General features: G+C 50.3%; 19 protein-coding genes. 8 read left to right on the forward strand and 11 right to left on the reverse strand.

Going from position 1 to position 19,796, the window contains the following annotated elements; all coding sequences use genetic code 11:
• Positions 1-15 precede the first annotated feature (15 nt).
• Positions 16-2,349: a penicillin-binding protein 1C gene (gene pbpC, locus MJX74_RS04510; RefSeq protein WP_240221242.1), complete on the forward strand. Its 2,334-nt coding sequence runs from the start codon at positions 16-18 to the stop codon at positions 2,347-2,349.
• A gap of 63 nt (positions 2,350-2,412) precedes the next feature.
• The gene (rlmC, locus tag MJX74_RS04515; RefSeq protein ID WP_240221244.1) at positions 2,413-3,558 is read left to right on the forward strand and encodes a 23S rRNA (uracil(747)-C(5))-methyltransferase RlmC; all 1,146 of its coding nucleotides are present in this window, start codon (positions 2,413-2,415) and stop codon (positions 3,556-3,558) included.
• Here the strand turns inward: rlmC and MJX74_RS04520 are convergent.
• A complete protein-coding gene (locus MJX74_RS04520) occupies positions 3,555-3,866 on the reverse strand; it encodes a hypothetical protein (protein WP_240221246.1) in 312 nt (103 codons plus the stop codon). The genes rlmC and MJX74_RS04520 overlap by 4 nt on opposite strands.
• Positions 3,867-4,005: 139 nt before the next feature.
• Between MJX74_RS04520 and imuA the strand changes: the two genes are divergently transcribed.
• The 5 genes from imuA to MJX74_RS04545 are packed head-to-tail and all read left to right on the forward strand — an operon-like array spanning position 4,006 to position 10,858.
• Positions 4,006-4,674, forward strand: a complete 669-nt coding sequence (imuA, locus tag MJX74_RS04525) for a translesion DNA synthesis-associated protein ImuA (protein WP_240221248.1) — start codon at positions 4,006-4,008, stop codon at positions 4,672-4,674.
• 1 nt (position 4,675) lies between these two features.
• Positions 4,676-6,073: a Y-family DNA polymerase gene (locus tag MJX74_RS04530; protein ID WP_240221250.1), complete on the forward strand. Its 1,398-nt coding sequence runs from the start codon at positions 4,676-4,678 to the stop codon at positions 6,071-6,073.
• Positions 6,074-6,084: 11 nt separating this feature from the next.
• Positions 6,085-9,174: an error-prone DNA polymerase gene (locus MJX74_RS04535; protein ID WP_240221252.1), complete on the forward strand. Its 3,090-nt coding sequence runs from the start codon at positions 6,085-6,087 to the stop codon at positions 9,172-9,174.
• Positions 9,175-9,185: 11 nt separating this feature from the next.
• Positions 9,186-9,731 carry a hydrolase gene (locus tag MJX74_RS04540; protein ID WP_240221254.1) on the forward strand — a complete coding sequence of 182 codons (546 nt, stop codon included), beginning with the start codon at positions 9,186-9,188 and terminating at the stop codon, positions 9,729-9,731.
• Positions 9,731-10,858 carry a dienelactone hydrolase family protein gene (locus MJX74_RS04545; protein ID WP_240221255.1) on the forward strand — a complete coding sequence of 376 codons (1,128 nt, stop codon included), beginning with the start codon at positions 9,731-9,733 and terminating at the stop codon, positions 10,856-10,858. Before MJX74_RS04540 ends, MJX74_RS04545 begins: the two co-directional genes overlap by 1 nt.
• On the opposite strand, the gene MJX74_RS04550 is transcribed toward MJX74_RS04545, so the two are convergent.
• The 8 genes from MJX74_RS04550 to MJX74_RS04585 all read right to left on the reverse strand — a co-directional run bounded on the left by MJX74_RS04550 (position 10,834) and on the right by MJX74_RS04585 (position 16,843).
• Complete coding sequence (locus tag MJX74_RS04550; protein WP_240221256.1) at positions 10,834-11,613, reverse strand: S1/P1 nuclease; 780 nt, start codon at positions 11,611-11,613, stop codon at positions 10,834-10,836. The genes MJX74_RS04545 and MJX74_RS04550 overlap by 25 nt on opposite strands.
• A gap of 16 nt (positions 11,614-11,629) precedes the next feature.
• Entirely contained in the window at positions 11,630-12,466 is an 837-nt protein-coding gene (locus MJX74_RS04555) for a 23S rRNA (adenine(2030)-N(6))-methyltransferase RlmJ (RefSeq protein ID WP_240221257.1), read from the reverse strand.
• A gap of 70 nt (positions 12,467-12,536) precedes the next feature.
• Positions 12,537-12,977, reverse strand: a complete 441-nt coding sequence (locus tag MJX74_RS04560; RefSeq protein WP_240221258.1) for a hypothetical protein — start codon at positions 12,975-12,977, stop codon at positions 12,537-12,539.
• Between the two features lie 23 nt (positions 12,978-13,000).
• On the reverse strand, positions 13,001-13,237 hold the full coding sequence (locus MJX74_RS04565; RefSeq protein ID WP_240221259.1) for a hypothetical protein: 237 nt from the start codon (positions 13,235-13,237) through the stop codon (positions 13,001-13,003).
• A 274-nt stretch (positions 13,238-13,511) separates the two neighbouring features.
• Complete coding sequence (locus MJX74_RS04570) at positions 13,512-14,672, reverse strand: lipase family protein (RefSeq protein ID WP_240221261.1); 1,161 nt, start codon at positions 14,670-14,672, stop codon at positions 13,512-13,514.
• A 27-nt stretch (positions 14,673-14,699) separates the two neighbouring features.
• Complete coding sequence (locus tag MJX74_RS04575) at positions 14,700-15,311, reverse strand: DUF6795 domain-containing protein (protein ID WP_240221263.1); 612 nt, start codon at positions 15,309-15,311, stop codon at positions 14,700-14,702.
• Positions 15,312-15,471: 160 nt separating this feature from the next.
• Positions 15,472-16,035 carry a transthyretin-like family protein gene (locus MJX74_RS04580; protein ID WP_240221265.1) on the reverse strand — a complete coding sequence of 188 codons (564 nt, stop codon included), beginning with the start codon at positions 16,033-16,035 and terminating at the stop codon, positions 15,472-15,474.
• Positions 16,036-16,198: 163 nt separating this feature from the next.
• Positions 16,199-16,843, reverse strand: a complete 645-nt coding sequence (locus MJX74_RS04585; protein WP_240221267.1) for a carboxypeptidase-like regulatory domain-containing protein — start codon at positions 16,841-16,843, stop codon at positions 16,199-16,201.
• 265 nt (positions 16,844-17,108) lie between these two features.
• Here MJX74_RS04585 and MJX74_RS04590 point away from each other — a divergent pair, with 265 nt between their 5' ends.
• Complete coding sequence (locus tag MJX74_RS04590; protein WP_240221269.1) at positions 17,109-17,993, forward strand: tRNA/rRNA methyltransferase; 885 nt, start codon at positions 17,109-17,111, stop codon at positions 17,991-17,993.
• 18 nt (positions 17,994-18,011) lie between these two features.
• Here the strand turns inward: MJX74_RS04590 and MJX74_RS04595 are convergent, their stop codons facing one another.
• Positions 18,012-18,725 carry a LytR/AlgR family response regulator transcription factor gene (locus MJX74_RS04595; RefSeq protein ID WP_240221271.1) on the reverse strand — a complete coding sequence of 238 codons (714 nt, stop codon included), beginning with the start codon at positions 18,723-18,725 and terminating at the stop codon, positions 18,012-18,014.
• Positions 18,718-19,743 (reverse strand): sensor histidine kinase, encoded by a 1,026-nt coding sequence (locus MJX74_RS04600; protein WP_240221273.1) that lies wholly within the window; start codon positions 19,741-19,743, stop codon positions 18,718-18,720. The genes MJX74_RS04595 and MJX74_RS04600 overlap by 8 nt, the downstream gene beginning before the upstream one ends.
• Between the last annotated feature and the right edge of the window lie 53 nt (positions 19,744-19,796).

The raw sequence follows: 19,796 nt of genomic DNA on the forward strand, positions 1-19,796 counted from the left end.
CTTACAGGATCAGTAGTGCAAAAAAGGATGTTAACAAAGCGGCTGAGCAGGGTGCTGGCAGTGGCCGCGGTTATATTATTGTTACCGGTATTAGTGCTGCTGTTATCGCCAAAGCCAGCGCTTTATGGCCAGTACCTGCAAAGCAGTGCTTATTTTGCCGCCAATGGCGACTTATTAAGCCTGCGGCTGGCGGCCGATCAGCGCTACCGGCTGCGGCTACCATTAACCGATATTGCCCCGGCGTTACAGCAAGCCACATTGTTGTACGAAGACCGGCAGTTCTATAGCCATTTCGGCGTTGATATCAGCGCCGTTGGCCGGGCGTTCTGGCAAGGTGTGGTTAAAGGTGGCCGGCGCCAGGGCGCGTCAACACTAAGTATGCAACTGGCGCGGCTGCGCTTTAATCTGAATACCAGCAGCTTTAGCGGTAAGTTGCAGCAATTGGCATATGCGCTTTATCTGGAGCGGCATTTTAGCAAAGACGAAATTTTAGAAGCCTACTTTAACTACGCGCCTTATGGCGGCAATATTGAAGGTGTAGCCGCCGCCAGCCTGATTTACTTTGGCAAAGAAGCGCAGCGGCTAACGTTGGCCGAAGCTTTAGCACTAAGCGTTATTCCACAAAACCCGAACCAGCGCAGCCCGCTAAGTGCCAAAGGCGAGCAGCAATTAGAACTGGCGCGCCAGCGCTTAGCGGCATTGTGGTTAGAGTATTATCCGCCGGCACAGCCTGGCACAGCGCAACGCTTAAGTTTGCCGCTGAAGTTTTATCAGCGTGCCGATTTAGCCTACGCTACGCCGCATTTTGTTAATCAGTTACAGGCGCAGGGGCAGACACAGGGCCGCTTTTATACCAGCCTGCAACCGCATTTACAGCAGCGTATGCAGCAACTGGTTACCGCCTATTTACGCCGTAACGCCGATAAAGGCTTTAGTAACGCCAGTGTATTGCTGGTTAAACGCAGCACCATGCAGGTGCAGGCCTGGATTGGCTCGGCCGATTTTTATAATGCGGCGATCTCCGGTCAGGTTGATGGGGTGACCGCACTGCGCTCACCGGGCTCAGCGCTAAAGCCGTTTGTTTATGCGCTGGCGCTGCAGCAGGGCATTATTCATCCGCAAAGCCTGCTAACCGATTTACCGCGCCGTTATGGCAGTTTTAACCCGGAAAACTTCGACCGCCAGTTTGTCGGCCCGGTTAATGCCACTGAAGCGCTGATTAACAGCCGCAATGTTCCGGCGGTGCAGTTACAGGCCAGTTTAACCAAACCGGATTTTTACCACTGGCTAAAACAGGCGCAGGTGCCGTTAACCTATAACGCTGAGCACTACGGCCTGGCGCTGGTACTTGGCGGTATGGAGCTGAGCATGCAGCAGCTGGTGCAGTTGTATGCCATGCTGGGTAATGGTGGTAACTGGCAAGCACTGCAGTGGCAGGCAGAGCCTGCAGCGGCAGCACCACAACGGTTGTTAAGCGCAGAAGCAGCGTTTTTAACGCTGGATATGTTACGCCAGCATGCCAAACCGCAGGCCGGTTTACTTAGCGAACTGACAGATAGCAAGCCGGTAGCATGGAAAACCGGTACCTCTTATGCGTTTCGTGATGCCTGGTCCATTGCGCTTAGCGGTGATTATGTGCTGGCAGTATGGCTGGGCAATTTTGATGGCAGCAGCAACCCTAATCTGGTGGGGCGCACTGCGGCCGGCCCGTTGTTATTTGAACTGCTGGCGCTGTTGCCGCGCGATAGACAAGCGGAGCAACGTTTGTTCACCGCAGGCAGTAAGCTAAACCTTAAGCAAGTGGCATTGTGCAGCCGCAGCGGTGAACTGCCCAATAAATACTGCCCGCAAACCCGGCCTGGCTGGTTTATTCCCGGCGTATCTCCAATTAAAGTATCCGATGTGCACCGCGCCGTACCGGTGTATACCGACACCGGATTACGTGCCTGCAGCCACCAGCCGCCCAAAACAGCGCTTAAAGTATTTGAATTTTGGCCGTCAGACATTGCCCGTGCTTATCAGCTGTCCGGTATTGTATTAGCTCCGCCGCCGGCTTATCAGCATGCCTGCACTGGCCTGCCACAATTATCACAACAGGCGCCGCAAATCCGCTCACCGCAGCAGGCGTTAATTTATCAGTTAGGTAAAACGGCCGAGCAGCAAAAAATTGCTCTGCAAGCCAGCTTTGATGGCGCAGTAACCAAAGCGCACTGGTTTATTGACAGCCGTTATCTGGGCTCGGTAACGCCAAGCGAAACCTTATTCTGGCAAGGCGAAGCGGGGGAGTTTCAATTGCGGGTGGTCGATGATTTGGGTGGCGTGGCCAGCCTGCGTTTACGTGTGCAGTAGCGGGTGCTTCTAGCGGCAGTCTGCGCTAGAATGACGCCAATTTTTAACTGCCGCGGATAACCTATGCACTGTGTTCATTTTGCCGCTAAACGCTGTCAGTCCTGCCATTGGCTGGATAAACCCTATCCGGCGCAACTGGCACTAAAACAGCAGCAGCTGGCAAGCTTACTGGCACCGTTTAATCCGGCAGAGGTGCTGGAACCGGTTGCATCTGCACAGCAGGGCTTTCGCTATAAAGCCAAAATGGTGGCGCTGGGTACAACAGACAAGCCAATGCTAGGCATTATTAATGCACAAGGCGAAACGGTTGATTTAGCCGATTGCCCGCTTTACCCACCCGCCTTTGTGCCAGCTTTTGCCCTGTGTAAAGCTTTTATCCAACGTGCGAAGTTAACCCCTTACGATATTACTGCCCGCTGCGGTGAGCTAAAGTTTATTCTGCTTAGCCAAAGCCTGCACAGCGGCCGTTTTATGCTGCGCTTTGTACTGCGCTCAAAAAATTGCCTGGCATCAATTAAAAAGCATCTGCCCTGGCTATTGGCGCAGTGGCCAGAGCTTGAAGTGTGCTCGGTTAACCTGCAACCCAAACCTGCGGCACTGCTTGAGGGTGAGGAAGAAATTATCCTCACTGAGCAGACGCTGTTGGCTGAGCAGTTAAACCAGGTACCATTGTATTTAACACCGCAAAGCTTTTTTCAGACCCAGCCGGTAATGGCTGCTGCGCTATATCAAACAGCTGCGGATTGGGCAGCACAACTGCAACAGCAGCAGGAGGCTTTTGCCCAGATATGGGATTTATTCTGTGGGGTGGGCGGCTTTGGTCTGCATGTTGTGACATCCGCGCAACAGCTAAACGGGATTGAAATAGCAGAAAAAGCTATAGCCAGTGCCCAGCGCTCAGCTAAAGAGATGGGTTTAACTCAGGTGCAGTTTCAGGCATTGGATTCAGTCGCTTTTGCCAGGGCCGCAGCACAGGCGCCGGATCTGCTGGTGGTTAACCCGCCACGGCGGGGGTTGGGCGAAGCACTGTGTAAGGATATACAACGCTTAGCGCCGCACTGGTTGATTTACTCCAGTTGCAATGCACAAACGCTGGCGCAAGACCTTACGGTGTTGCCAGACTATAAACTTTTAAAAGTGCAGCTGTTTGATATGTTTGCTCACAGCAGTCATTTTGAAGTACTGACGCTGTTACAAAAACAGGTTTAACGCCTGCCTTCTAATATACGCACGATTTCGCGGCTGTGTTCAAACAGTTCAATAACGGTACCTTCTATTTGTATCGTGATAATACCATCTGCATCCGGTTTTCTTAGCACAGTGCCTCGACGGTAATAGTCGTATGCAAGAAATTGGCCGGGGGAGAGTTTTATCTGCCAGCCCGGTGGCAGTGGTTGGCCCTTATCCAGCTTTTTCGCCAGGCCCGGTGGCAAGCCTTTATCCTGATCAGGCTTAGCATGTGTTAGCTGGCTAAACAGCAATGCGGCGCTACATAATACTAAAATGGCTGTTTTCATGTTAACTACCTCGTTATTTGCTTGCTGCGTTTGTAACAGGTCAGGCTTAATGCCAGCTTAACTAGCCGCGGCTTTGGCAGCGCTTGCTTCTTGCTTTTGATAATATATACTGTATTTAAATACAGTATATTGGTGAATTATGTCGGCTTTATTAGAGCAATTAGCCCGGCGCCAGCTGGTGTGGCAGGGCAATAACCAGCACGCAGCCTATCAGCCAGTGGCGTCTGGTTATGCTGAGTTAGATCAGCAATTAGCGGGTGGCTTTCCAGCTACCGGGCTTATCGATATTCAAACCGACACCGGCATTGGCGAACTGCGCTTGTTATTACCGTATTTACAGCAGCAACAAAGCGCTGGCCGGCTGTTAGTGCTTATTTCTCCTTTGGCAGAGCCCTGTGCCGATATGCTTTGTGCGGCCGGCATAGTGTTGTCGCAGGTAGTTATTATTGCACCAAAAACTAGTAAAGATGCGCTATGGGCTGCAGAGCAGTGCTTACAAAGTGGCAGTTGTGCTTCGGTGTTACTGTGGCAGGCACCGTTGAAACTGGCGCAGGCCAGGCGTCTGCAATTGGCCGCTGAGCAGGGTGCTGCCAGCCTGATCTTACTGCGCCGCCCACAAGAGGGCTTAAGTTTACCAGTAAATTTAAGTATTAAGCTGCAGGCGCATCGGCAGGGAGTGCTGCTAAGTGTGCAAAAACGCAAAGGTGGCTGGCCTGCTGCGCCTTTTCTGGTAGATATGCAAAACCGTTGGCCCGGGTTGTGCTTTAGTGCTGACCAGCATTGGCAGGCCCGGCGCAAGGCCAGCTAAGATGGCGTTGTATTTGTACTTACAGTTTCCGGCACTGCAACCTGATAGCCTGGGCTGTGCAGCAGCACAACAGCTGCCGGTGGCTGTTGTGAACGAGCAACACTACATTGTGCAGCTTAACACTGTGGCAGAGCAGCGTGGCATAGCGCTGAATATGGCGTTGGGTACTGCCGCGGCGCTGTGTCATAACCTGCAGTTATTACCGTATCAGGCGCAGTTGCAGCTAAGTATTTTACAAAGTGTGGCCCAGCAGTTGTATCAGGTAACAGCGGATATTGCACTGGACCCGCCTGATGGCTTATATATCCGGCTGTGCAATATGCTGCAGCTGTATCAGGGGTTGGCTGGCTACTGGCAGGCACTGAGCCAGGTGCTGACGTTATTACCCTATCGTTATTATTATGCAAGTGGTACAACCCCTTTTGCGGCTAAATGCCTGGCCCGGCGACAGTTAAATTTACTGACTGGGGAGCCAGATGCACTTACCAAGGAACTCAATCACAGCCCGCTTAGCTTTACTGAGCTCGATGCTGATACCCGCCAGCAGCTGCAGCGTTTAGGTATCGATACGCTTGGCCAGTTGTTGGGGCTATCGCAGGGCGAACTGGCGCGGCGTTTTGACAGCACTTTACTGAGTTATCTGGGCCGTTTGCGCGGCAGCTTTTACCATGCCTTGCACTATATCCAGCCAGAACACAGCTTTAGCCGCTATGTCGAGCTGTTGTACGACATTATCGATACCGCGGTGCTTAGCACGCCGCTGCATGTCCTGCTGTTGCAACTGGAGCAGCAACTACAGCAGATAAATGCGGCCTGCCATCAGTTGCAGCTGAGTTTATTGTTTCGTGGTATGCCAGCGCAGCAGTTAAGTATTGGCTCGGCACAGGGCGAGTATCGCGCGGCTAACTGGCTAAAGCTGTGTCAGTTACAGCTGGATAAACTAAAACTGACTGAGCCGGTATCAGGCCTGCAGGTGGAGGTAACTGCTTTTGTACCACAGCAGAACCAAAGTGATGATCTGTTTCAGCCGGTGCAGGGCACGGTATCGGCTTTGCAGCTGGTGTCGCTATTACAGGCCCGCTTAGGTTATCACGCAGTAAGTGGCCTGACATTACAAAACCAGCACCTGCCAGAACACGCCAGCCAGCGGCCGTTACCATTGCTTGCAGGTAAAACTGCCGTGACTGCCTTGGCGCTTCGGCCGGCATTTTTACTGGTAACACCACAACGTTTAACCGAGGCGGTAGAAATAAGCCAGGGCCCGGAGCGTTTATGCCCCGATGGCTGGGCGTTGGAAGCCCAGCGCGATTACTTTATTGGCCGTAACAATAAAGGCCAGTGGTTGTGGTTGTACCGCACGGCACAGCAGCAGTGGTTTGTGCAGGGTATTTTTAGCTGACGGGCGCGCCGATGAATTATGCCGAACTGTTTTGCCAAAGCCATTTTAGTTTTTTGCAAGGTGCTTCCAGCCCGCAGGAGCTGGTGCAGCAGGCTGCAGCGCTGGGTTATGACGCGCTGGCCCTGACGGATGAATGCTCGGTGGCTGGTATAGTGCGGGCTTACCGGCAGATTAAAGATCAAGCGCTGAATATTAAGCTGATTGTTGGTAGTTACTTTCAGTTAGATAAACTGGAGCTGGTATTACTGTGTCCGGATAAGGCCGCTTACGCCGAGCTGTGCCGCATTATTACTAATGCCCGGCGGCGTAGCAGTAAGGGTGAATATTGCTTAACCGAGTGGGATTTAATGTCATTAAAGCATTGCCTGCTGTTGTGGTTGCCGGCTGATGATAGCGAAAGTGATAACTACTGGGCCAATTGGCTGCAAAAATATCACAGTGACAGGTTATGGCTGGCTGTGCGTCGTCAGCTTAGCCATAACGAAGCGGCCTTTACTGCGTATTGCCAGCAATTAGCGCGACAATATCAGCTAAATGCGGTGTGCTGCGGCGCGGTGTTAATGCATGTGCCACAGCGGCTGGCGCTGCAGCACTGTGTTAGCGCCATTAAAGCCGGTAAGCCAATTGCAGAGCTGGGCCGGCAATTATTAAGCAACGCCGAGCGTGCGCTGCGGCCATTGGCCAAACTGGAAAAACTCTTTAGCGTCACTTTATTACAGCAAAGCTGTGTTATTGCCGCGCGCTGCACCTTTTCAATGGATGAGCTGAAATATCAATACCCCAGCGAACTGGTGCCCGAAGGCGAAACAGCGGCCGGTTATTTAGCCAGGCTGGTAGTGCAGGGCAGTAAATTGCGCTTTCCTGCCGGGGTACCAAAGCGGGTGCAGGCCATTATTGATAAAGAAATGCTGCTTATCACTGAGCTTAACTACGAATATTTTTTTCTGACCATTTACGATCTGGTACAGTTTGCCAAAAGTAAGGCCATTTTATATCAGGGCCGCGGCTCGGCGGCTAACTCTGTAGTGTGTTATTGCCTGGAGATAACCGCCGTTGATCCGGATAAAATTCAGGTATTGTTTGAGCGTTTTTTATCGCGCGAACGCAAAGAGCCGCCCGATATAGACGTTGATTTTGAACATGAACGCCGCGAAGAAGTAATCCAGTATTTATATCAGAAGTATGGTCGTGAACGTGCTGCACTGGCCGCCACGGTAATTAGCTATCGCTTTAAAAGTGCGCTGCGTGATGTGGGTAAAGCGCTGGGGTTGCCAATAAGCCAGCTGGATTTTTTGATAAAAAATATTCAACGGCGTGACCCAAACTTAAGCTGGCAGCAACAGTTAGCGGCGCTGGGGCTGGATAGCAACAGCCAAACTACACAGCAACTGGTTACACTGGTAGAGCAGCTGCGTGGCACCCCAAGGCATCTGTCGCAGCATGTTGGTGGTTTTGTCATCTCGCAAGGGCCTTTGTACGAGCTGGTGCCGGTAGAAAACGCCGCCATGGCCGACAGAACGGTGATCCAGTGGGATAAAGACGATCTGGAAACGCTGGAACTGTTAAAAGTAGATGTGCTGGCTCTGGGGATGTTAACCGCGATTCGTAAGTGTTTTACGCTGCTAAAACAGCATGAGCAACAGGATTTAAGCATTGCCGGCATTAGCGCCTGGGGCGATGATGCGGCGGTGTATCAGATGATCCAAAAAGCCGACACTATCGGGCTGTTTCAGATAGAGTCGCGCGCCCAGATGAGCATGCTGCCGCGGTTGCGCCCGGCGTGTTACTACGATTTAGTGGTGCAAATAGCCATAGTGCGACCGGGGCCTATTCAGGGCGATATGGTGCACCCGTATTTAAAACGGCGCCACGGTGAAGAGGCGGTAGAGTACCCATCGATGGAAGTACAAAGCGTATTAAGCCGCACCCTGGGCGTGCCGATTTTTCAGGAGCAGGTGATCCAACTGGCAATGGTGGCGGCCGGTTTTACCGGTGGTGAGGCCGATCAGCTGCGCCGTGCCATGGCCAGTTGGAAAAAAACCGGCGAGCTGCTGCAATTTAAACATAAGTTGATAGACGGCATGCAAAGCCGTGGCTACACCCAGCAGTATGCCGAGCGCATTTATCAGCAAATTTGCGGCTTTGGTGAATATGGTTTTCCCGAATCACATTCGGCCAGTTTTGCCGTACTGGCCTATGTATCGGCCTGGCTGAAATATTATTATCCGGCGGCGTTTTGCACCGCGCTGCTTAACAGTTACCCAATGGGGTTTTACACGCCGTCGCAGCTGCTGCAGGACGCCAGGCGCCACGGCGTTACGGTGTTGCCGGTATGTGTAAACCAATCACAGTGGGATTACAGCTTGCAACAGCAAGGTAAAGCAATACGGCTGGGGCTGCGCCAGGTAAAAGGGTTTAGCAAAGCGGCGGCGCAGTTGCTGTTAACGCTGCGCCCGGCCGGCGGCTTTCGGGATTTAGCTCAGTTGCGACAAACCGGGCTTAGCCACAGCAGTTTACAGGCGTTATCCAGCGCGAATGCGCTAAGCAGTATCAGTGGTGATCGTTATAACAGCCGCTGGCAACTGATGGATAACCAGCATAGTTTGCCGCTGTTTAGTGCACAAGCCACAGGGCCTGCTCAACAGATAGCCGAAGCTGAGCCTGCTTATTTAGCGCCGCCGGGCCCGGTTGCCGAAGTGCTGGAAGACTATGCGGCTACCGGCCTGACACTAGCGGTGCATCCGATGGCGTTACTGCGTCAGGCCAATAAGTTGCCCCGCAGTGTACCGGTGGCAGAGCTTAGCCAGGTAAGGCATAACAGCCCGGTGCGGGTTAGCGGCCTGGTTACATTACGCCAAAGGCCGGGTACGGCTGCCGGAGTCACCTTTATGTCGCTGGAAGATGAAACCGGCACCGCCAATGTGCTGGTATGGCTGGCCACCGCGCAGGCGCAGCAGAAAACCTTTTTAACCGCGCATATTCTGCAGGTAGATGGCATTTTGCAGCGCGAGGGTGAAGTAACTCATATTATCGCCGGTAAGCTGGTTGACTTATCCGCGCTTTTGGCCGAACTTAGCTTGTCGTCACGCGATTTTCATTAACGGGAACTGCTATGTTACTGCAAGCATCACAAAGTTTGGTGTTACTGATAGATATGCAGCAAAAGCTGGCACCAGCTATTTTTGAACATAAAGAAGTTGAGCAAGCGGCTGCCTGGGTATTGCAGGTAGCACTGCAACTGGACGTGCCGGTGTGGGCTACTGAGCAATATCCGCAAGGCATTGGTGCTACGCTGCCGGCGCTGGCAGAGCTGATCCCCGAAGCGCAGGTGCTGCAGAAAATGCACTTTAGTGCGTTAAAAGAGCCGCATATTGCCAGCAGTCTGGCCTGCACTGAGCGTAAGCAAATAGTGGTGCTGGGCACCGAGGCACATGTTTGTGTGCTGCAGTCGGTAATAGATTTATTAGCGCTGGGTTATCAGGTATTTGTGGTCGTTGAAGCGGTAGGCTCGCGCACCGAGCAAAACAAACAGCTGGCGCTTAGCCGCATGCAGCAGGCCGGGGCGCAGATTATCAGTAAAGAAATGCTGGCATTTGAGTGGCTGGAGTGCTGCGGCACAGATACCTTTCGTCAAATCAGTAAAGGCTGGATCCGTTAATGCGTTATTGTTTATTACTGTTACTTTTCGCCCTGCCATTGCAGGCCGACAACCTGATTGACCAGCAATTGCCGGACTTTTATCAGCAACTGATACCATCAACAACTTATCCGCTAAGCTGGCAACCAGAGCACTTTAATGATATTCAGCACTGGCGCACTCAGGGCCGGGCAGCACTGCGTGAGGCACTGCTGTGGCCGGATGAACCGGTTGATTTTGCTGCCAGGCTGCTTAAAACCGAAGCGCGCGATGGCTATAGCGCACAGCTGTGGTCAGTGCAGCTAACCAAACAAAGCCGGGTACAACTGTTGCTATTACAACCCGATGCGGCTAAGCCTGCGCCAGCGGTGTTACTGCTGCATGATCACGGTGCCCGCTTTGATATTGGCAAAGAAAAATGGGTACAGCCTTTTACAGCCGACGTGCGCTTGCCATCGGCACAGCAGTGGGCCGATAAATACTTCAGCGGTAACTTTGTTGGCGACGCACTGGCCAGGCAGGGCTATCTGGTGATAGCTGCTGATACCTTAGGCTGGAGTGACCGCGGCCCGGTAGAATTTGACGCGCAACAGGCGCTGGCCGGTAATATGTTTATGCTTGGCCGCTCGCTGGCGGGTATGGCGGCTTATGAAGATTTACGCCTGGTGCAGTTTATAAAGCAATTACCACAAGCCGACAGCTCGCGCCTGGCGGTGCTGGGTTTTTCGATGGGAGCATTCAGGGCCTGGCAACTTGCTGCACTTAGCGATGATGTTAAAGCCGGGGTGGCCGTAGCCTGGTTAAACAGCTACCAGCATCTACTTACACCTGGCAACAATATTCTCAGGGGCCAATCAGCGTTTTATATGTTGCATCCGGGCTTAGCCGCCAAGCTGGATATACCCGACATAGCGGCGCTGGCCGCGCCCAAAGCGATGCTGTTTATTAATGGTGGTAAAGACAAATTGATGCCGCCGGCCGGGGTAGAACAGGCGTATCAGCAACTGGAAAGAGTGTGGCAGGCGCATGGCGCGCCCGATAAGCTGACGACGACATTGTATCCGCAATACAGCCATGAATTTAATGCTGAGCAACAACAACAGGTGTTTAGCTGGTTAGCTGCTCAGTTCGCTGCGGCTAAAGATTGATCCAGCAGCAGCGCAAGTCTTACACCTGCCTGCTGTAAACGCTGCTCTATAGTCGCCTGATAGTGCAGTACATAGTTGTCGTCAATTAACATTCCAGGCTTGTAACCCTGGTAAATCTCAATGGTCAGTGCTGCAGATTCATTGGCCCAGCTAAGCACATCGCCTTGCTGCCAAGCAGAACGCTGGGGTGCACTTATACGGTTTCGCAGCACAGCCGCTTTACTGCGGTCAGTCTCGTAGCCCAACTGCTTTAGCAGTGCAAAATCCCAGACACCGTGTAGGTTATTCGGCAGACCCAAAAAATACACCGCAGTGCGGTTGCCGCCTAAATCGTCAGCGAAGCTAACATGTAACGGCTGATGTAAATCACCAACAAAATGAGCCATAAAAAGTAGAGCTTGCCAGTCGGTATTATCCCGCCGTAAGCGCTGCTGCATATCGGTTATCGCAGATAAAATACAGCCGTTTGCCGGGCAATCAGCTGCGCTAACCTGCTGGTTATGGCGTGGAAAATTAACGTAGTGCAATGCTGAGGCATAGCTAAAGGCCGCGTCGCTCTGGATTTCATCTGCCCAGCTGCAGCTTTTGGCGAACTGTTTATGAGGTGCAGCTGCGAGTAGATTGTCCAGTTGCTGCCGCGTGCTGTCACTCACCGACTGATAGGCGATATCGCAAATCAGCTGATGGCCGGTTTTGCTAAACGCCTGGCCCGGCAGGCTGATCATTAGCAACAGAGCAGCAACTAATACGCGCATAACCTACTCCACAATGTTATTCCGTTACTAACTGATGCACCTGAAATTCACCCTCAGTGCTTAATAGCGGGCTTAGCTCGGCCAGTGCCTGCTTTATATCTGCCGCCAGTGTATAGGGCGGGTTAATCACCAGCATACCGCTGCCGGTCATACCAAAGCCAGCTTTATCAGGTTGCGGGCAGTATTCAATCCGTAGCTGGTCTTTAATACCGGTAGCAACAATGGCACTGATAAAAGCTTCCACTGCCGCACGCTCTATTACCGGATACCAGATAGCATAAGTAGCTTGCGGAAAGCGTTGATAAGTACTTTGTAAGCCGGAAACGACATCCTGATATTCAGTTTTCAGCTCATAGGGTGGGTCTATCAATACCAGGCCGCGCTTATGCAGCGGTGGCAGCATGGCTTTAAAGCCGGCCCAGGCATCCATATGCTCAATCCGGCTATGGCGGCGCCGTGCAAACTGGCTGGCCAGAATGGGGTGGTCGGTTGGGTGCAGCTCGGTGGCCTGAATGCTGTCACCACTGCGCAGCAACATAGCGGCAATTTTCGGTGAGCCGGGGTAAAACGCCAGCTCGCCATCCGGGTTCAGCTGTTTTATCAGTGCAATATAGTGCGCCAGTGCCGGGCTTTGCGCCTGATAATGCCACAGCTTACCAATACCGCCCTGGTACTCGCCGGTTTTCTGCGCCTGTTCGGCCAGCAAGCTGTACAAGCCGGCACCGGCATGGCTGTCGTGATAGCAAAAGGGTTTATCTTTTTGCAGCAGGTAGTCAACAATGGCCACCTGTACCAGATGTTTAACCACATCGGCATGATTACCAGCATGATAACTGTGGCGATAACTAAGCATAAACAAGGCCTGTAACGGCAAATTTAAAAGGCCGTCAGCATACTGCGCATTGAGAAAAATACAAGTCGTTTTACGTTGTTAGCCATTTCAAATAAGTAACAAACACCATATAAAAAGAGGCGGCAAAAGCCAAATAATTTAAGGTGTTCATCAGGGTTTTAATTCGCAACGAGGTAAGCTTAGGCTCGATAAGCGAACTGTAAGATATAAAAAACAGCCCGAATAGATAAGGAAACCAATATACAACCAGCGGGGGTTTATAAAAGTAAGCATCTATATATAAAGGCTTGTTTAAACACCAAAATACCAGCCAATGGGCCCCCAGCCAGAAAGCGTACATAAATGCAGCCATCAGTACCTGAGTAAGTAAGCCAGCAATGGCAGAGGCTAAAGGTGGCAGTGGCGCTGGCGAATTATCAGGTGTGGCTTGTAAAGCCTGCTGTTGTATTAACTTAAACTGTAGCAGCATGAATAGGGCCATGATGGGGGTGAAAGCATTGAGCACATACATCCACCAGCTAACGGTTAGCTCCATTAAATCACCCTCGCGAATAGCCACTGCACATGGTTTATCAGCAGCAATATTGTTGCTATAAAGATAAATGGTGCAAAAATAAAGCCGCCAACATTCCCTTCCAGGCCATGGCGTGATGCCAGCGCCGCCAGTGTAAATGCCGTTACGATATAAGCGTACAGCCAGCTCCAGCCGGGCTGCACCAGCGCTATATCTTCGACCGTGAGCGGTTGCTCGGCTAAAGGCTGCAACAGCATAATTTTAAGCCCGATAAAAGCACTACAGGCTACAACGCAAAAGACAGCGTAAAGCACAAGGTTAATGCGTTGCGAGTTTCCACCAAGATCGTAAAATGCATTAAGTTTCACGTAGCGCAATGCACTATCTTCAGAAAAGGCAAACATGTATACCAGCAGGATGATTGGGTTTAAAAAGGTATAAGGAATTAAATTAACTAGTGTCAGGGAGTCCATACTGTGCCAGTCCAGGCTGGTGCAGAATGATTCTGACCAGCCTTAGTAACGAGTTGAGTTAGCTTACCATTTCAATTGCCTGGCGAGCCACGCGATACATGGCTTCCAGCGTAACTTTAAACACCCAGCGGATAAAGCGCACACTAAGTTCGGTAATTGTGGTTGCCACTTTACCGGCAAATACCAGCATATGGCCAAGTAAGCCCATTACCTGTGTTTCAAATTGCGGCGACATAAGCGCGATTTTCTCAATAGTGGCCGCCAGGTGATCATAAAATGTCATTACACCGCTTACGCCCATTTGCACTGATACGGCCGTTAAAAACCCTGCATCCTTTAATAAGGTTATAAGCGCATGAGTTAGTCGTTCTTGCCAGTGAGTGCTAAAACTGCATTCAAAGCGGCGGTCGTACGCTAAGCGCACTGCTTTGACAACATCGCCCCGACGTTGCAGATCTTCCCACTGTCCGCGAGATGTTGTGACATAACCCGGATTTTCCATCATTGAGTGCGATGAAAAATTAATACCGGTTGCTGCCGTTAACAGTACGCTACTACCGTTTAGCGGCGCATGATAAAACGGCCATACGGGCACCATTGGTACAGGATCATCACCATGTAAGCACCGAAATATCTTATCTATACTGCCGGACGATTTAAGTGCAAAATCATTTAACCCGACTCGTGGCGCGCCATAAGTATACAGCGCAACACGATTACCAAAATGTTGTTTAATCCAGATGGCGGCAAGGCTAGCTAATGCACCACCTAAGCTGTGGCCAGCACAATGTACTACGCCATTGCTGTTTGTATTCAGTAGCGGAGCCAACTGTTTTTCCAGCGCTGGCTGCATACTCTTAAACACTTTTTGAAACCCGGAATGCACGGCACTGTTATTGTCAGCGGTGACTAAGCTAGCATTAGCGTTACTAAACCAGTCACGGCCGCTTTTCATATTTGTGCCACGAATACCCAGTGCTACATCACCGGTAAAATGACCTTTACCTTTGCCTATAATGGCAAAGCCAGTTGTGCGATTAAACAGAGTAGAGATTACACTGCCTGAGGTGCCATGAACCACGCCTCCGGTCTGGTTAAAGTCAAAATGCTCAGTGATAAACCTTTTCCCGGCAGTGTAATTTTGTCCTGCTTTTATATCCTGAGCTTCGTAAGGGGCTCGTGCCAGCCATACTGCGGTTTTTGGGGTAATAGTCTTCATAGTCCGTCCTTGTATATGGATTTGGCGTTAAAGGCTCTCAATATTTTTTGCGTCTTCATCTATCAGCCGTTGCAACTCTTCATCTGAGAATACTGCTGTGCCAGAGTGGGTAAATCGACATTTTGATGAAAATGCGGGTGCAATGTCTGCCAGTTCAGGATTTTCCAGATACTTAAGTTGTTCTGTTTTGGTGGCGGTGGCTAATTCGCATTGCATATCACTGAGTATTAGATCGAGGCTCTTATAATTCAGGTGATTAAGGTTCGCGATACGAAAGACCAAATCTTGCTCATCTTTGCTTGGATAATCTGTAACATACAGCTCCATTGATACGCTGACATCAAATAAGACACGGCGAACTTTTTTGGTTTTCTGCGGGAAATGAAAACGTCCGTTGTCATCAGTACTTGTGCTGTCGTAACGTTCTTCACCTTCATAGTAAGATCTGCGTTTAATTTCCCTGTTTACCACAGGCTTGCCTTGCTCAGTCACTACACCATTTATTTCCGGTGACCATTTAATTTCTGTTCGTTTTAACCAATCAAACACACCTGCCTCCACGTTTGTTGCTAACACAGAAAGTACCAGCGCTACGCCAGCGGCCATCGCCTTGTTGCAAAGAGGCTGCCATCCAAGCATTACTGCAGTCCTGTTGTTTATTTGTGGCTAATATTTTAGCTATTTACTAAATGATGTCAAACTTGTTTTTTTAAAGTTAATTTTTGACAATGTATCTGACTTTTTGGAGGAACTGTTTTTCTTGATTATCTATGATCTGTTCAAGCTCCAAGCGTTGTTGCTATATTTCTTCAGCTGAGTACAAGGCAATCTCTGCGTGAGCGAAGGTGCACTTAGAGCGAATGTTAGGGGCAGAATTGCCGGGGATTTCGAGGTTTTTTAACTCATCTACTTTTGCTTCAGCTGTCAGATCACAACGTATATCAGATGTAACCAAGTCAAGACTTCTGTAATCCAGATCATTCAAAAAGCTAACATCAAAAATCATGTCCTCTTCACCAAATTTAGGAAAGTCCACAACATAAAGTTCCAACGCTATGCTGACATCAAATAGGACGCGGCGTACCTTAAGCGTTTGTTTGGAGAAGTAAAAATGACCACTGTCATCTGTTGTCGCGCTGTCGTAGCGCTCTTTGCCATCATAATAAAGGCGGCGTTTGACCTCTTTATTCGCAACCGGTTTACCGTGTTCGGCAATAACACCATGTATTTCCGGTGACCACTGAATTTCTGTTCGTTTTAACCAATCAAACACACCTGCCTCCACGTTTGTTGCTAACACAGAAAGTACCAGCGCTACGCCAGCGGCCATCGCCTTGTTGCAAAGAGGCTGCCATCCAAGCATTACTACAATCCTGTTATTTATTTGATGGCCGATATTCTAGTGTTTTACTTAATGATGTCAATTATGTTTTTTAAATGTAAAAAAGTCACCAAATCTTATCTTCTATCTTGAGCTTCATAAGGTTCTCTGGCTAACCAAACTGCTATTCTTGGTGTTAATGTATTCATGATTTACTTTCCTTGTTTTGTTCATTAAGAATACGATCCTGTTCATCAAGTTCTCGCTCACGCTCGAGGCGTTGTTCTTCTAGCTCTTCATCTGAATACACTGCAATACTGGCATGAGTGAAGGTACACTTTGCGCCAAACCAAGGTGCTGCGCCCTCGGGTGTTTCTAAGTTTCTAAGGCTAAAATTCTTTTCTTCTGCGGTCAGTTCACACTGCATATCTGACATCAATAAATTTAGCGCTTTGCCATCCAGTCGGTTACCCCAGCGGATATCAAAAAAACGGTTTTGTTCACCTGCAATGGGATGATCAGACACGGATAAAAATAACCCTATGCTGTAGTCAAATAAAACCCGACGTGTTCTTAATGTTTTGCGTGGGAAACTAAAGCGACCTTCATTATCGGTTACTGTACTGTCGTTAAATTCGTCATCTTCGTAGTAGAGTTCCCGTACTACTTTTAAACCGGAAACTGGTGTGCCATTTTCCGTAATGATCCCGCGTATTTCAGGTGACCATTGGATTTCTGTTCCTTTTAACCAATCAAACACACCTGCCTCCACGTTTGTTGCTAAAACAGAAAGTACCAGCGCTACGCCAGCGGCCATCGCCTTGTTGCAAAGAGGCTGCCATCCAAGCATTACTGCAGTTCTGTTGTTTATTTATGGCAGATATTCTAATGCTTTGCTTAATGATGTCGAATTTGTTTTTTAAATGTAAACTTAATCCTGCGGGCAGCACTAGCTCAATGCTGCTGTGGTATTCGTAAATCTTCTTTACTTACTTCGTCAGTCAGTAATATTGGCCAGGGAACTGCGCGGAAAATACAAGTATTGTTGCCACGCAGCTGGTAAAATCCGCCGCATTATTGATTTACCGCGTCTTAGGGCGCACGCAGGAAGTTTTATGTCACAACACAAAGCCAAAGGCGGCAAAGCGGCCAATCCACTGCACAAGCCCTGGACCAAAGAGATTGGCGCGAAAAACGCCAGGCCGGTAGCCAATAAAGCGAAACGCCCTGCACCTGATAAAGCGCAGCCGGTTAAAGCTGTGCGTAGCGTGCAGGAAGATGAAGGGAAGGTGTACGGCGAGAACGCTTGCCGGGTGCTGTTTAGCCAACGGCCGGATGCACTGATCCGGCTGTATGTATCTGCGCAAATGGCGCCGAAATTTGCCGATGTGATGAAATATTTAGCTGCGGCTAAAAAGGCCTACCATATTGTTGATGACGCTGAGCTGGAAAAAGTAGCCGGTAGCGGCCATCACGGCGGCGTGGTGCTGCTGGTAAAGCGCAAACCACAGCAAAGCCTTGCAGCGTATTTGCAGCAAAAAGGCCGTAAACGCGACTGTTTGCTGGCACTGGATGGCGTGGGTAACCCACACAATTTAGGCGCGATAATGCGCAGCTGCGCGCACTTTGCTGTCGGCGGCATTATTATGAAGCAACCTGAACTGCTGCAATCGGGCGCTGCCCTGCGCACGGCTGAGGGCGGCGGTGAATTTGTCGATGGCTTAAGTTGCGATAACCTGCCATTGGCATTACAGCTGTGCAAGGAAGCCGGTTATACACTAATTACCACCTCCAGCCACGCCGGCACCTCGCTGTACCAAAGCACGCTTCCGGCCAAGGTGGTGATCGTATTTGGTGAAGAGATGTTTGGCGTGTCAAAAAACGTCGCTAAAAGCGCCGATATTGCGCTGCAAATTCCGGGCTCGGGCAAGGTAGAATCGCTGAATGTCAGCGTCGCGGCCAGCCTGATCTTAGGCGAATGGTATCGCCAGCAGCTTTAGTGGTCAAAACGTTAGCGGCTAAAACGCAGTAAACTGCTGTTTCAGCTGCTGCGCCTGGCGGCGGCTGACATCTACCTGCTGGCCATCTTGCAAGATGGCAACCAAACCGCCGTCGGCTATCGCCGGCTCAATATGGCTGATGGCGCTGATGCGCACTATATCGGCACGGCTGGCTTTGAAAAACAGCGCCGGGTCGAGCTTTTGTTCAATCTTTGCCAGTGAGCTGTGAATAAAGCTTTTGCCGTAGGGCGTATACACCGCGGCATGGTTACCGATGCTTTCAAAGCGGCTGATTTCATTCAGTCGCACCACACGCTGGCTGTCGCCGAATTTAAGTAAAATGCCGTGTTGTTCAGCCAAAAAGTGCGGCGCTGCATCGGCATTTGCCGGGCGTAGCTTTTGCAGTGCTTTAGCCAGCCGCTCTGGTGCTATTGGTTTTAGCAGATAATCTACTGCGTTTAGCTCAAATGCATCCAGTGCGAAGCTATTAAAGGCGGTGCAAAAGATAAATTGAGTATTGGCCGGAATATGCTCTGCCAGTTGCAGGCCGGTTAAACCCGGCATTTGGATATCAAGAAACACCAGGTCAATTGGCATAGCAGCCAGATGCTGTAAGGCTTCTTTGCCACTACCAGCTTCTGCCACAATAACGCATTGTGGGTGAGCTTTAAGCAGGCGTTTTAATTCGCTGCGGGCCAGGCGCTCATCATCGACCAACAGGCAGTTATACATGGCCAAACTCCAACTGCGCATTAAAATGATTTTCAGCCTGCTGTAGCTGCAATACGGCTTTGCCGGCGTACATTAACTGCAGGCGCTGGCGTAAATTACTCAGCCCGGTTGCGGTGCATGCTTGCTGCGTTGCACCGGCGGTGGTGTTGGTTACGCTTAGTTGCCAGCCTTTACCGGTCGCTTTAGCGCTGATGCACAGCTTACCCGGTGCGATATTGGGCGCAATGCCATGTTTTACGGCGTTTTCTACCAAGGTTAGCAGGCTTAGCGTGGGCAGCTTGTATTGCCAGAGGCTGATATCTATATCGCAGCTAAATTGCAAACGTTGCTCCAGCCGCACTTGCTCAATAGCCAGATATTGCTCTGCTAACTGCCATTCCTGCGCCAGGGTAGACTCGGGCTGTAAATGCGCCTGCAGGTGAAAACGAAACAGTTCAGATAACCGCGTTACCGTGTCGGCGGCTTTATGCTGATCCTCAAAAATCAGCGCACGGATGCTGTTAAAAGCATTAAATAAAAAGTGCGGGCTAAGTTGGTTAGTTAGCTGTTGCAGCTGCGCCTGTTGCATCTGTTGTTGTAATGCTTTACGTGCCTGCCGACTTTGCCAGGCGATATAGCAGGCCCCCCAAACCAGATACATCACACTGAAAGAGGTCATTAGTGCCACCAACATAAAACTGGTGCTAAAGTTCATTTGTAACGGAGTATCGCTCTTGTCCGTTACTACGGTTACCTTGCTCATATCGGTATCTTTAAGTACTTCAATGCTGGATAGAAAATAGGAAACGATGGTTTGGAGTATTGCCGCTATCAGCAGCAGCAAAATAAATACTGACCAGCGCTTTAGCGTGGTGATATTGTCGGCTTTCAGCACGGGGCGCAGCAACATATGGCTTAGCAACACAAAGCAGGCGGCTTCAATGCTGTATTTTACTAAAAACAGCCAATATAAGCGGGATTGTTCAGGAGCCAGCAAGGGTAGGGTGTAGGCCACAAAGTAGCCGACATAAATCAACATTGTAAGCAGCTGCGCCCATAAATAGGCGCTGCTGCAATTGTCTGGTGCGATGC

This window comes from Rheinheimera hassiensis (genome assembly GCF_022436675.1).
Lineage (GTDB): Bacteria > Pseudomonadota > Gammaproteobacteria > Enterobacterales > Alteromonadaceae > Alishewanella > Alishewanella hassiensis.

Excerpts from the sequence above, each read along its gene's own strand:
- MJX74_RS04585 (WP_240221267.1), bottom strand. The coding sequence starts at position 16,843 with ATGCTTGGATGGCAGCCTCTTTGCAACAAGGCGATGGCCGCTGGCGTA.
- MJX74_RS04540 (WP_240221254.1), top strand. The coding sequence starts at position 9,186 with ATGTTACTGCAAGCATCACAAAGTTTGGTGTTACTGATAGATATGCAG.
- MJX74_RS04555 (WP_240221257.1), bottom strand. The coding sequence starts at position 12,466 with ATGCTTAGTTATCGCCACAGTTATCATGCTGGTAATCATGCCGATGTG.
- MJX74_RS04570 (WP_240221261.1), bottom strand. The coding sequence starts at position 14,672 with ATGAAGACTATTACCCCAAAAACCGCAGTATGGCTGGCACGAGCCCCT.
- MJX74_RS04575 (WP_240221263.1), bottom strand. The coding sequence starts at position 15,311 with ATGCTTGGATGGCAGCCTCTTTGCAACAAGGCGATGGCCGCTGGCGTA.
- MJX74_RS04590 (WP_240221269.1), top strand. The coding sequence starts at position 17,109 with ATGTCACAACACAAAGCCAAAGGCGGCAAAGCGGCCAATCCACTGCAC.
- imuA (WP_240221248.1), top strand. The coding sequence starts at position 4,006 with ATGTCGGCTTTATTAGAGCAATTAGCCCGGCGCCAGCTGGTGTGGCAG.
- MJX74_RS04595 (WP_240221271.1), bottom strand. The coding sequence starts at position 18,725 with ATGTATAACTGCCTGTTGGTCGATGATGAGCGCCTGGCCCGCAGCGAA.
- MJX74_RS04560 (WP_240221258.1), bottom strand. The coding sequence starts at position 12,977 with ATGTATGTGCTCAATGCTTTCACCCCCATCATGGCCCTATTCATGCTG.
- MJX74_RS04550 (WP_240221256.1), bottom strand. The coding sequence starts at position 11,613 with ATGCGCGTATTAGTTGCTGCTCTGTTGCTAATGATCAGCCTGCCGGGC.
- MJX74_RS04520 (WP_240221246.1), bottom strand. The coding sequence starts at position 3,866 with ATGAAAACAGCCATTTTAGTATTATGTAGCGCCGCATTGCTGTTTAGC.
- MJX74_RS04535 (WP_240221252.1), top strand. The coding sequence starts at position 6,085 with ATGAATTATGCCGAACTGTTTTGCCAAAGCCATTTTAGTTTTTTGCAA.
- MJX74_RS04545 (WP_240221255.1), top strand. The coding sequence starts at position 9,731 with ATGCGTTATTGTTTATTACTGTTACTTTTCGCCCTGCCATTGCAGGCC.
- MJX74_RS04530 (WP_240221250.1), top strand. The coding sequence starts at position 4,676 with ATGGCGTTGTATTTGTACTTACAGTTTCCGGCACTGCAACCTGATAGC.
- MJX74_RS04580 (WP_240221265.1), bottom strand. The coding sequence starts at position 16,035 with ATGCTTGGATGGCAGCCTCTTTGCAACAAGGCGATGGCCGCTGGCGTA.
- MJX74_RS04600 (WP_240221273.1), bottom strand. The coding sequence starts at position 19,743 with ATGTTGATTTATGTCGGCTACTTTGTGGCCTACACCCTACCCTTGCTG.
- MJX74_RS04565 (WP_240221259.1), bottom strand. The coding sequence starts at position 13,237 with ATGCTGTTGCAGCCTTTAGCCGAGCAACCGCTCACGGTCGAAGATATA.
- rlmC (WP_240221244.1), top strand. The coding sequence starts at position 2,413 with ATGCACTGTGTTCATTTTGCCGCTAAACGCTGTCAGTCCTGCCATTGG.